General features: G+C 41.1%; 5 protein-coding genes. All 5 read right to left on the bottom strand.

Translation table 11 applies throughout. The features are described 5' to 3' along the window. Positions 1-73: 73 nt before the first annotated feature. Entirely contained in the window at positions 74-1,747 is a 1,674-nt protein-coding gene (locus HMPREF9447_RS17610) for a RagB/SusD family nutrient uptake outer membrane protein (protein WP_009131115.1), read from the bottom strand. A gap of 12 nt (positions 1,748-1,759) precedes the next feature. Then, positions 1,760-4,537: a SusC/RagA family TonB-linked outer membrane protein gene (locus HMPREF9447_RS17615; protein ID WP_044138341.1), complete on the bottom strand. Its 2,778-nt coding sequence runs from the start codon at positions 4,535-4,537 to the stop codon at positions 1,760-1,762. 30 nt (positions 4,538-4,567) lie between these two features. Continuing rightward, entirely contained in the window at positions 4,568-6,430 is a 1,863-nt protein-coding gene (locus HMPREF9447_RS17620; RefSeq protein WP_009131117.1) for a RagB/SusD family nutrient uptake outer membrane protein, read from the bottom strand. 12 nt (positions 6,431-6,442) lie between these two features. Then, entirely contained in the window at positions 6,443-9,592 is a 3,150-nt protein-coding gene (locus tag HMPREF9447_RS17625) for a SusC/RagA family TonB-linked outer membrane protein (protein WP_009131118.1), read from the bottom strand. 279 nt (positions 9,593-9,871) lie between these two features. Continuing rightward, positions 9,872-13,840 carry a hybrid sensor histidine kinase/response regulator transcription factor gene (locus HMPREF9447_RS17630; protein ID WP_244267641.1) on the bottom strand — a complete coding sequence of 1,323 codons (3,969 nt, stop codon included), beginning with the start codon at positions 13,838-13,840 and terminating at the stop codon, positions 9,872-9,874. Between the last annotated feature and the right edge of the window lie 120 nt (positions 13,841-13,960).

Consider the following 13,960-nt stretch of genomic DNA (forward strand, 5'->3'; position numbering starts at 1 on the left):
CTATTTTCGTCATCGTTTTTATAGAAAGGCCACGCCTATATTACCATCGGTGTGGCCTTTTATATGAATTTGATTATTCCCAGCCAGGATTCTGATCCAGATTCTTATTTTTAAAGAGCTCTGTATTTGCTATCGGATAGAAATACAATTTATCACTTATCTTTCTGGAGTCTAATGTAAACTTCTTATAGTTCACTTCATCGCCATCTTTCGTGATTTTCACTCCATAAATATCTTTGGATTCATCCAGTTCTTTCCAACGGCGAAGATCCCAAAAGCGGTGCCCTTCAAAAGCCAATTCCACCCTGCGCTCATGTTTCACGCGCTTTAAAAACATCTCAGGTGATAAAGTACCTGATAAAGCGGGCATATTCACTCCTGCTCTGCCACGAACAGCATTCACGGCAGCTAACGCAGTCATGCCACATTTATCTGTAGTTTTGTTTATATCTCCATAAGCATTTACCATTGCTTCGGCATAATTTAGCAATACCTCGGCATATCGGAACAATACCCAGTTATGATGAGTTGCAGCAGAAGAGGAGCCTGCTTCAAAACTAATACTCTTGTCTACATACTTGCGCAGATAATAACCGGTGGAAGTAGCATTGGTCAAAGGCAAGCCATTGGCGCCACCTTCATATATTTCCACAGCATTCGAAGCCGGCCATGCCATGCCATTATGCACAAGAGTCAGATAGAAACGGGGATCTCTGTTTTCATAAGGATTCTTGCTCATTTCCTCATTATTCCAATCAAACTCCTCACCTGTTGCCATTTCAAAGGCACTTGCCAGATTTTCCGTCGGACAAGTAGTTGTTTTACCACCAGTTACCCCCATAGGAAAGTTAGCAGCCTCAAAACTTGTGCTTGTTCCTGTAGGACGTACCAAAATCATTTCACCACTTGCAGTACTGGTTGCACCGAACAAATTAGAGAAACTGCCATCCAATTTATATCCTAAAGTAGAACTCTGTCCGATAAGCTCATATGCAGCTTCGGCAGCAGCCACCCACTTATTCTTATCATTACTTGTATTAAACAGCGGACTGGCTGCATACAAAGCAACACGTGCTTTCAAGGCCAGGGCGGCACCTCTCGTGGCACGGCCTAATTCACTGCCAGGCATCTTCTTATAATCTACAGGAAGCTTTGCTGAAAGTTCCGTACACTCAGAAACGATAAAATCAAAGATTTGTTCTGCTGAAGCAGGTTCCGCTGTTTTAGCTTCTTCCTGAGTCACAACCTTAGTTATCAGGGGTACATTCTGATAACGTCTTGTCAACTCAAAGTAAAAATAGGCACGCAGGAAACGAATTTCATACTCAAAATTAGGATAAGTAACCATCCAGTTATCATAGTCATTCGTGTTTTCCCATGTTTCAAATTTCAACCCGGTCAAGTTATCCAGATAGAAATTTGCATCATGAATGCCGTTGTAATAATTGGCGAACTGATCATCTACCGTATAATTAGGCGACCAAGTACCATTTACAAAGCGCTGTATGGTGGATGATTCATAAATATGGACGGCATCATCTGTCGCAGCATCCAGCATGGCACCATCGATATTACAAAAGTTTGAAGGCAGATAGCCATAAACATCCGTCACAAATTGCTTAACGCGATTATAGCTCCCCTGAATTTCTTTCAAAGAGTAATAATCCGATTCATTGCAATCCATAAAATCACAGGATGCCAAAAAACTGACGGAGATAAGTATTGTAAATAATTTCTTTAGTTTCATAACATTCATTTTTTAGAAAGATAAATTAAATCCGAAGGCATATTGAGTCATAGTAGGGTGCTCGGCACCAATAGACTCCGGATCACGAAGGTCGATTCCATCCAGACAGAACAAGTCATGCCCGCGGGCAAATACTTTCACACCGGCCAGGAAACCTGTTTTCTTCAATAATCTGGTTGGGAAGTTATAATACAATTCCAATGTTCTCAACTTCAAAAAGGAGGCATCTGTTACCCACATAGAGTTGGTATTGTAATTATTGTCCGATCCGGAATAAGTCAGGCGCGGCAAAGTTCCATTCGGATTTGTTTCACTCCAGCGGTTTTCCCAATAGTAGGTAGAGATTGTATTGTTGCTTACAATCGGGCGATAAATACTTGCAGTATTCAGTACCTTGCTATAATTACCTACTCCTTGAAACAGCGCATACACTCCAAACCCTTTATACTCCAATCCTAAATCAAATGAATAATAAATTTCAGGGCAAGTGGCATTGTAACCCAAAGGCACCTCATCGTAAGCGTCAATCTTATTATCACCGTTCTGATCCTTGAACATCAAATCACCCGGACGCACATTACCTAATAATTGTTCCACGCCACGATTATCTATCTCATCCTGAGATTTATAGATTCCTACTACCTCATAACCGTAGATTTGGTTTAAAGAATTTCCGGTACGTTTCAGATAGTCATAGGGACGATATTCTTCATTCTGATTCTTAATCTTGTTGCGGGCAAAAGTGAACTGTCCGCCCAAATGGTATTTTACATTTCCAATTTTATCATCCCAAGCAAAAGAAGCCTCAACACCCTTGTTATCTACTACACCATTGTTAATCTTCGGTACAGACATACCAAATATCTGGGATATGGAGCCACCATTGCTCACCAGAATATCCGTACGATGATCATAGAACGCATCTAATGTTACCGATAACTTGTTCCAAGCTCTAAAGTCGATACCGACGTTCAGTTTATGAGATTTCTCATAAGTCAGACCATCAATCCCCATTTGAGTGTACTTCATACCGGATGATGAAGCGGGCACATTAGTGGCATTCTGAAAATAGAAAGAATTTCCACTACCATAAATATCCTGAAACAGATTTACGCTATAATCAGCACGACCGGAAATACCATAGGAAGCCCTGACTTTCAAGAGATTCAGCCAATCTCTCTGCATGAAATCCTCTTCAGACAGAATCCAGCCTGCACCAATTGCCGGAAAAATCCCCCAGCGGTCGTCCGGATCAAGTATACTGGAAGCTGAGCCGGATAGTGAGAAGTCAACCAGATAGCGATTATTGTAAGCATAATGCGCACTACCCACTATGTCCATAAATGCACGCCCGGAGTTCTGGCTCTTTGTTTTTGCTTTATCCATTGAGTAAAGCAGGGTTGCATTTAAACTGTGTTTATTCCACTGCTTTATATAATTGGTATAAAACTCCAGATTAAAATGAGTGGCAACTGACCCTACACTCTTCGAAAAGCCCAATGTACCTTCATTACGAAGGGTGGAATAACTCTTCTCACCGGTAGCCAGGTCAACAGAAGCCGACTCATAACCAAAATTCTTGGTATTGTTATCCCAATAAGAGGCTGTATTATCTATACCTACTTTAAAGCCTGCTGTCCAACCGGGCAATATGGCAGATAAATCCTGCTTCATGTGTACATCTGCATACATGGCACGTGTTTGAGACCGTGCATATCCTCTGCCGGAAATAAGAGCAACCGGATTGTTGGAATAGTTAGTCGTACCTCCCCATATTCCTCTGTCAGTTTTTACTGGGAACGCACCCGAAGGCACTTGGAATAATGCAGAGAAAATATTATCCGTACTCTCACCGGGACGATTGTGTTCTGTAAAGTTACCCAATAAATTCAACTGTACAGTAGTCGTTGGAGTGACTGTAATATCCAGATTTGTACGAATATTCAATCTTGTATATTTCAATTGCGTTGAGTAACCATCGTTATCCGATGTAGGTTTCAGTATCCCCCGGTTATCCAAGAAGTTCAGCATTGTATAGTAACGCACAAACTTACTTCCTCCCTGTGCCGTGAAATTCACATTGTCACCATAGCTCATATCTCTCAGTGATTCATCCAGCCAATCCACATTCGGATAAACGCCCGGATAAGTCTGATTCTTGAATGCATCCAATTCTGTGTTTGAGTAACGGGGAGCCAGCCCATCGTTCCTCATCGCCTCATTCAAAGCAGTGGCATACGTATAGCCATCTGCAAATTCAGGCAAGCGTTTAGGAGTTGCCATATTAAACTCATAGGAAAAAGTTATCTTGGGTGCACCTACAGTTCCCCGTTTGGTTTTTACAAGAATAACGCCATTGGCACCACGTATACCATACAAACTGGTAGCCACCGCATCTTTCAGGACACTTACGGATTCTATTTCCTCAGAGCTTAATTCATCAATCGAGCGTTCGAAGCCATCTACCAGTACCAGCGGGCTATTGGAACTCGAAGAACCGTTTCCACGTATATACAATGTTGCACCATTTTCCCAGACTGTACCGGCTTTCTGCAATACTGCCAGTCCCGGAAGCGTACCAAACAACTGGTTAGACGGTTTAATGCTATTCTTATGTGAGAGATTTGAAGTAACAGAGATTGCACCTGTCATCTCCTTCGTATCGAGAGCGACAGAACGTCCCAGTTCTATCACCTCATTATTCTGACGGACTGACAATGTATCTTCTTGCGCCATCACGCCAAGTGAACACAACACACCAGCCAAAAATATATTGAATCTTTTATTCATAATCGTTTTCATTTCTAATTTCCAGAAATATTATTCCCAACCCGGATTCTGTACCAATCCGTATCCTTTGTTCACCTCGTCCTGCGGGAAGGCACTAAAATACCAGATAGAAGAGAATCCACCGGCATTCCACCAGGCACGGTTCCTATCAGTTTCAGCCAGAGAGAAAGGTTCGCAAATATACGTACCATCTTCTTTGTTCTTATATACATTCAGTCCATGCAAAGGTGTAGTGAATTTATCTTCCATCTTCCAACGGATGAGGTCGAAGAAACGCACCTCTTCATAACCAAACTCACATGCACGTTCACGAAGAACCGCTTCGCGGAATTGTTCTTGCGTCATACCTGTTTTCAAACCTCCCAGACCTACACGTGCCCGTACATCATTCACACATTGATATGCCTGACCGGTAGGACCGCCGTTATATTCATTCAAAGCCTCTGCATAACTCAGATAAAGTTCTGCGATACGCAGATGTGGCCATTGGATAACATGCCCACTCAGTTCACTACCACGGTCCAAACCCCACTTACGGCAAGCCAGTCCGGTTTTTAAGCTTAGGCTGTGCATTGCTCCTTGTCCCCAGTCCTTACCTTTCGGATAGTTGATTTTATCATTGGGATATTCCTGAGTTAATTCCACAGTTCTTCCCTGATAAATATCGCCATCCAGTATAAAAGTCTCATTCAAACGAGGGTCACGGTTAATGAACGGATTAGCAGCATGTTCAGGGTTATTCCAGTCAAAGTCCGAACCGTCAGCCATCGGAAACATATCAAAATATTCTTTAGTAGGATTATAACCTCCCCAACGAATGGCATTCCACAGTACCAATTGTCCGGCACTCAAACTTGCCGAATAGATATTCCTGTGTACAGAAATCAAGGTCTCGGTAGTTCCACGATCAAAATAAGCATTACGGAAAGCATAGCGATATTCATTAGGCGAAACATCATTTTTCTGCACCAGGCGATAAAAACCATTCTGACTGAGAGCATTGAAGAAAGCTTCACAAGCATCTACAGCCTTTTTCCAACGTTCACGGTCGTAATTGCCAAACCAAGTCATGTGCTGATTTGAAGCTTCTCCGGCAGCATAAGGCTGATCGCTGTTTAACAGCGGACTTGCAACAAACAGTAATACTCTTGCTTTCAGGCCGTAAGCACCAGCTTTAGTCAGACGACCGTCCCACTGTGCCATATCTTCATCCGAAATTCTCCATGGAAAATCCTGGCAAGCTATGACATCATCCAAAAGCCCAATGATGAAATCAACCGTCTCTTGCAAAGTTGCACGCTTAGGCATTTCATCGTCTGCTGCAATCACCTTATTTACAATAGGCAACCCGCCATAATGACGCAACATGTGCGCATAGTAGATGGCAACAAGCATTTTAGCTTCCGCCTTCAAACGTTCTTTTTCAGTCTGAGCCATATCGGGCACACGGTCTACATTATTGAAAAGTATCCATGCGTGACGAATGGCCGACCACATGTGAGTCTCGCTTTCATTAAAACGAATCTTAGTAGTCATATAAGTTGCTCGCGGAGTATTCTCGACAGAGGAATTATAACTACCGGAATAATATACACGCTGAACACCGGAATATCCTACATTATCGCAATTCAGGTCAGTAAGACCTTCAATAGTACCCAGCCACATCGTGGTATAATAGCCACTGGTTTCCAAGCCGTAAGGCAAATATTGATAACTATAGGACAATACACGGCGAGCATACTCTGCCGTAGAGAATACGGTATCAATCGTAACATCCGTACTGGGTGGCTTCTGCAGGAACTTATCCCCGAAAGCCAGGTCCTCGCACGCCATTGTCACAAACAGGCCTAAGGCCAATATTATAACGTGAAAATGCTTTCTTATATTTTTCATAATAACTGTTTATTAAAATCCTATTTTTAAACCGAAATTCACGACTTTAATCAACGGATAAGCACGTCCATCCGGATTAGATTCAGGGTCACAGAAATCCAGGTCACTAAATGTCAAAAGGTTATATCCTGAAAGAGACAGACGCAAAGAGCTTATACGGAATTTCTGTAACAACACCTTCGGGAAAGAATACCCTACCTCAATATTCTTCAGACGAATATAAGAAGCATCACGCAGCCATAAATCCGAATCTTTGTAATTATTGGTCTTACTGCCGCTCAAAGAGATGGCAGGTGCTTTTGCGCTATTACCTTTTTCAGGTGTCCAGGCATCATCAATCATATATTGAAGAAGTGAATTCGTACCCGTCTCTCCGAACGGAGTACGATAGATGCGACTTACAAGGCGAGAAGTCTGGAATGCACCAGCCCATGTCATGCTCAAGTCAAAACCTTTCCAAGAAAATCCCAATTGCATGTTACCATTCAAAAGCGGATAGGTTGGATAGCCGATGGCCGAAATGTCGTTTGCATCGATCTTACCATCCTTATTCAGGTCTTTGTACTTCACATCTCCGGCGATAGGTGAGAAACCGGAACCATGATCGGGAATACCATTCTCTTTTCCTTTCAAAGATTCATAATTAGCAGCATCCTCTTCTGTAAAGAAGCCATCGTTTACATAACCGAATTGCTGTCCTACGGGACGTCCGGTTTCACACATCCATTCATAAGGTTGGGGAATCTCATCCTTGTAAATTATCTTATTCTTGGCATAAGACCAGCTTGTACCGATATAGTAACTGAAATCTCTTATCTCATCTTCCCAACGTGCAGTTACTTCGAATCCCTTGTTATCTACTTTACCCATATTTACAATAGGCAGGGAAATTGCCAGATAACCGGGATTCACCTGACGGGAAATCAGAATATCTTTGCGGTGCTCAATGAAATAATCCAATGAAGTCTTCAGGTGGCTATCGAAGAAATGCAGGTCCACGCCGTAATTCTGTTTAGCTGAAGTTTCCCAAGTTACATCGGGATTTCCAATCTTCGACTCTTTGGCACCCGGAAGGAAGTTATTGGTAGTAGAGCCAAAACTGTAGATACCGGTGGTATTATTACTTCCTGCAGTACTGATGATATAACTGTCAGGCAGATAGAGAAAGCGTGATCCGTCCGAAACAATATCATTACCCACAATACCATAAGATGCCCGGAACTTCAGATAACTGACATAAGGTTTCAATGGCTCCATAAATTTCTCTTCCGAAATAATCCAACCGATTGAACCTGCAGGGAATGTACCAAAACGCTTGCCTTCTGCAAAGTTCTCCGAACCGTTATAACCAATACTGAGGTCCAACAGGTAACGGGTATTGTAATCATAAGTGGCGCGTCCTACAAAACCTACATAACTACGCGGAATACCAGTATTCTTACTTGGATAATATTTCATTGTCTGATTATACATAGCCAAAGCAGACACATGATGCAGGCCAAAATCTCTCTGATAATTCAAAGCACCTTCAAGATACCAGTCGCGCGACTGTCCTGTTTGCTGTACCCAGCCCATTGTTTGTGCTTCCTGTATCTTTCTAATCAAGGTCTCACCACCTTCCGTGAGATAAGCCTCATATTGGTCAGCCTTTCCTTCACGACGGCGGTTGTCAGTCACACCGCTATTATAGGCTCCTTTGACATGCGCCTTCAGACCTTTTGTCAGGACATCGAGTTTCTGTTCCAGAGAAAAGTCGAAGTTAATCACATTTCCACTGGTTGTATTGTATCCTTTACCATAATAGGTATTCAGACCGTCATTAATCACACCAAAATTTCCAAACACCTGCCGATTGACCGAAACCCATTTACCATCTACAATACCGGCACCCGAAAAAGGAACGGCACTGTAAATGTTGTCATACAAATAAGAAATATCAGTATAAGTACCATTGTTATAGTTGGGTTCTGTTTTATCAGTCAGACGGCCTCCTAAATTAATCTTCATAGAAGTCGTTTTCGTCACATCTATATCCATATTAATACGATAGTTGTAGCGGTTATAGTTGAAGCCACGGTCGTTTTCATGGAATGTTTCGAAAAGCCCCTTCTGAGTAAATACACCTAATGAGGCAAAGTAGCGCACACGGTCGGAACCACCGGAAATAGTCATGTTATGCTGTGTCTGTAATGCCGAATTCTTAATCAACAGATCCGTCCAGTCCGTATCGGCGTAAAGAATCGGATTACTATGCGTTCGGAAACCATCCAGCATTGTATCCGTAAACATCAGTTTATCCTCGGCCACACCGTCACGCCGTTGGGCAGCATTATACGTCATGGCATAGTCGTAGCTGTTGGCAAAGTCCGGAATATTGGTTGGCATCTGAAGACCTGCACTGGTTGAGAAAGTAATCTTAGCCTTGCCGGACTGTCCACGCTTCGTTGTCACCAAGATAACGCCATTGGCACCACGCACACCAAATACTGCCGTAGCAGAAGCGTCTTTCAATACGGTGATGTCTTCCACCTCATTGGGATCCAGTTGAGTGAACGAACGTTCCACTCCATCAACCAGACACAAGGGAGCTGACAAACCGGTAGACAAAGAACCGACACCACGTACATACAGTGCAGCATCATCAGCACCCGGCTGACCACTGCTTTGTACACTGGACAATCCGGGAACTTTACCGCTCAAAGCATTAGCAATGCTTCCTACCGGAGATTTCATAATTTCATCTGATTTCACTGAGGATAAAGCACCGGTAACGGTTACTTTCTTTGTTGTGCCGTAAGCAATGACTTGTACTTCCTCTAATAATGTAGTACTCTCAGCCATGGAAATCTTCAGTTTGCTCTCGCCTTTGTAGACAATTTCCTTGTCTTCGTATCCCACAAAAGACACCACAATGGTAGCGCCAATCGGAACATTCAACGTGAACTTACCGTCCATATCCGTAATTTTACCTATCTGGGTACCCTTTACCCTGACAGTAGCACCAATAATCGGGCCCAGGTCATCAAGAACCTCTCCCGTCACGACTTTTTCCTTACTCTGTTGTGTCGCTGCTACAGCATCGGAACGATTCTCGTTTCCGATACTCTTGCCGGGACAGACAGCAAAGAAAGTAAAAATCAAAAGCCACAATTTGTTTTTCATAAAAAAGTGATTTTGTTAATATAAGGAATAACTATGGTTTAATCTCAGCGACCTATATACGTCGCTAAAACAGTGCAAATAAAAGGAATCGACTGAACAAATATCTGACCATTAAGTCATAGAGAGTGGCACAGATTGTTTCGCAGACAATCTGTGTCACATTTAGGACTATTTTCACCCATAGACTCCTATTCAAAGGTTCTTTAAAAACCAAGATGTATCGAAGCAGATAATCGGATAGTAGTTTATATATGATAGGAAAATTTTAATAAAGGATTCCTATACCTCTTTCCCCGCTTGAGACTCATCTCTCGGAGTATCTTTCCGATAATATAATGGGGCAACCCCATAAAAGGCCTTAAAACAACGACTGAAATAACGTGGAGAAGTAAATCCCAACTTATACGAAATTTCCGAAATATTAGATTGCGGTTCTTCTTGCAGCAGTCTTAAAGCTTCTTCCAATTTCAACTTCAACGTAAACTCATTTGGTGTTAGTCCTACAACTTCTTTCAGACGAAGAAACATTTTGCTCCGGCCCATATTTAATTCAGAGGCTAACATGTTCATATCAAAATCCGGATTATCAAAGTTACGTTTTATCACTTCTGCCGCTGTATCCAGTAACTTCTGATCGGCTATTGTAAGCCCACCGATTTCCTGCGATGCAACAACCTCTGCCCTACTCAGTCTTTTCAACAGCAGTTGCCTGTTTCTTAACAGACTACTGCAACGTGCCAGAAGCAATTTTACATTAAAAGGCTTTGTTATATAATCATCAGCCCCAAACATATACCCTTCTATAGTATAATCTATCGAAGACTGCGCCGTAAGCAGCACAACAGGTATATATGCCAGTTCCAGAGAATTCTTAATTTTATAACACATTTCCTTACCGGACATTACCGGCATCATTACATCACTCACCACTAAATCCGGTTGTAACTGTTGAGCTTGTTCAAATCCCATCTGTCCGTTTGTAGCCTTATATACAATATAGGTTGGCAAAAAAATCCCTTCCAACATATCCAGAACGCCTTCATCATCCTCCACCAGCAGTATGCGAGGTTTTCCAGATTCTTCTTTCTCCAATACAGCCTCATTGTCATCTTCCTCCGCTTTTTCTTCCGGCAGCGGTTCAAAACCGTCAGTGACAAGTGCCTCCCAATCCGGAGCCAGCACAATTACTTTCTCATGTTCCAACTCTTCTTTGGTAAAATGCTCATTTCCCAGTAGCAATTGTATCTTGAAACTACTACCTTTCTCCAATACACTCTCTACCGTTATATCACCCTTATGAGCTTCAACAATCCCCTTAGTAAGAGCCAATCCGATGCCGCTCCCCATCCCCCCTTGTTGTGTCTTCTCATTCCCTTGATAGAAGCGTTCAAAAATCCTGGTTAAATCATATTGAGAAATTCCACATCCTGTATCCGCTACAGTTATTTCCATCATCTGCTGTTGCCTTTTCACAGAAATTCCAATGCTTTTTCCGTCAGATATATATTTAAAAGCATTTGATAACAGATTAAACACAGCCTTCTGCATCTGTACCGGATCAATCCAGACTTCCATTTTTTCATTGCTGTGTTCGAAAGTATATATTATGTTCCTTTTCCGGGCAAGCTCCCAAAACGAACGGTAGATATCTTCTAGAAAAGGCACAATATCTACACACTCTACCTTCAATTTCATGAATCCCTGTTCTTGCTTCCTGAAATCTAATAATTCCGTAATTAAAAAACGCAAATTCATTGCATTCTTATGTACACTTTGCAATCTGCGATACACAGAAAGTGAAAGCTTTTCCGACTGCAATAGCATTTCTATCTGTCCAATAATCAAAGTCAACGGAGTACGGAATTCATGAGATATGTTGGTAAAGAAACGGAGTTTCATTTTATTCACTTCCTCCATACGTTCTTTTTCATCCTTTTCCTTAGCCAATGACAAAGCCAGTGCCTTACGGGCATTTCGTATTCTCAAGAAAATATAAACAACGCTTGCTATTATCAGGAAATACACCAAATAAGCCCAGAAACTACGGTACCAAGGATAGTGTATCACAATAGCAAGTGCAATTTCTTCACCTTCTTCATCACCTAATCTGCTTTTTGCTTCACGTACTTTCAAAACATAGTTTCCCGGAGCAAGATTCGTGTAAATCAACCGTAACTGATTAGTAAATATCCAGTCTTTATCAAACCCCTCCAATTTATACTGATACCAGATACTTTTCTCTAACTCAATATAATTAGAACTGGAAAAATCTACCATTAGATTATTCTGCCAAGATGCTAAATCTATATACTGTACAAATGGCAATGACTGTTCCAATACATGCTGGGCATCTCCCGGACATACCTCGACATTATTTATAAAAAGATTAGCAAAATAAAGTTCGGAGGCATCACTCCCATCATTTATATATAAATCTTTCTCACGAAACGAAATCATACCATCTACCCCGCCGATGTAAACCATGTCATCATCCGCAACACAAATTCCTCCCCCATCTGCAACCGCAGAAATCATGCCTTTTATGGCACCTAGCTCTACAGAATACATGGAATGATTGAAAGGTGAATAGATGGAAATCCCTTTATCATTAGTTATCAATATATTATTTAACGGGGATTCTGCCAGATTATAGCAGAAATTACTCAACAGGCTATTTTGCTCGGCTGTGTAATGTTCCCATTGTTCCGTATCATAGCTATATGAAAACACACCATTACCTATGGTAGAAACATAAATTGTGCCATCTGTAGCCTCCATTATCTTGGTAATTCTGACTTTACGATTTTCTAAAGTGTCAAAATGCACAGATTCCATCTCATCCCAATTACTCAAAGACAATCTATACAGGTCCAGATTGGCAGCCAACCAAACATAGCCTTGAGAATCAATTTCAAATGTCTGAAAAAAGTCTTTATTACTTATTAGCTGGAACTCTCCTTTATCCGGATGCATACGCCAAAAACCATTTCTGGCTGTCACATACAACCAACCGTCCTTAAATAAGGAATAATAAATAATGTGGTCTGGTCCCTTTCCACTACGTTTATAGTCTTCAAAATAATTATGAAAACGATTCGTTGCCTTATCATAGAGACTTAGCCCTCCCGTATATGTACCTATATATATCTGGTCACGACTTTCATCGTAAGCGATAGTCTTTACATTATCATGCAAAATTGATTTTTTACCAGATTCAGTAGTATAATAGGTAAAAGTCTCAGTTTTCCGATCAAAGCGGTTTACCCCACCTCCATCAGTACATATCCAAAGATCACGCTTCTTATCTTCTATTATTTGCCCTATAATCGGATAATTCAGACAATTTTTGTTTGATTCAGCATAAACATAGTACTTAAATAAATCTTTTTTCAGATTGAAATAGTTCACACCTCCATAATAGGTACCAACCCAGATAGTCCCTTGCCTGTCTTTAAAAAGTGAAAACACTGACTCATGCGATAACGATCCCGGATGAAAATTAGGACGATATACACAGTAAGCATCTGCGTTTGGGCTATACATTTGCAACCCATCAAAAGTGCCGAACCAGACATTTTCCTGATCATCTTCCACAAAACTACGAATTTGTTCGCTTACTACACGATCAGATGCACATTTCTCTTTTCTTAAAACACCATCACAGCCTATCTTATATAAACCTTTCATTCGAGAAGCAATCCACAGTTCCCCCCTGCTACTTACAAACAATTTAAAGATTTCTACCTCCGGCAACAAACATTTTACCATTCCCCCTTCCAATACATACAAGCCTTTTGCTGTCCCAATCCATGTTTTATCTTCATTTTTAGCCATACACCAAATTATGGGAGTATTCAGCTTTTGATAAAAACATAAAGAATCAGTGCAGGCATTATATCTGAAAAGTGAATCACTTGCGGCACACCACACCTCATTATCAAAAATAGCAATAGAAGTTATTCCCGCAGGATATAATTCTTTAAAACGCCCTTTTTTTATATCATATTTGATTAATGCTCCATCAGTTCTCAAAAAGACATCACCATAAAAGTCACCTACAATTTGGTCAACCATTCCATTGATAAACTTCTTCTTCCGGAGCTTATTGTCTATAATATCATAAGATTTATAAGTAGAGAGCCGTTCACCATCGTAAATATTGACTCCTTCGTTTGTCCCAAACCACATACGTCCTAAAGTATCTTGATAGATAGCCAAAACAGAAAGATTTGAAAGTCCATCTTTCATATCTATTTTTTTGAAATACTGCCCATATGTGTTAATACAAAATAACAATAAGGCAGATGTCACATAGCATCTGATTCTGTTCATACATAGTATTAATTTAGCTAAGACAAAACTATAGAA

The organism is Bacteroides oleiciplenus YIT 12058 (genome assembly GCF_000315485.1).
Lineage (GTDB): Bacteria > Bacteroidota > Bacteroidia > Bacteroidales > Bacteroidaceae > Bacteroides > Bacteroides oleiciplenus.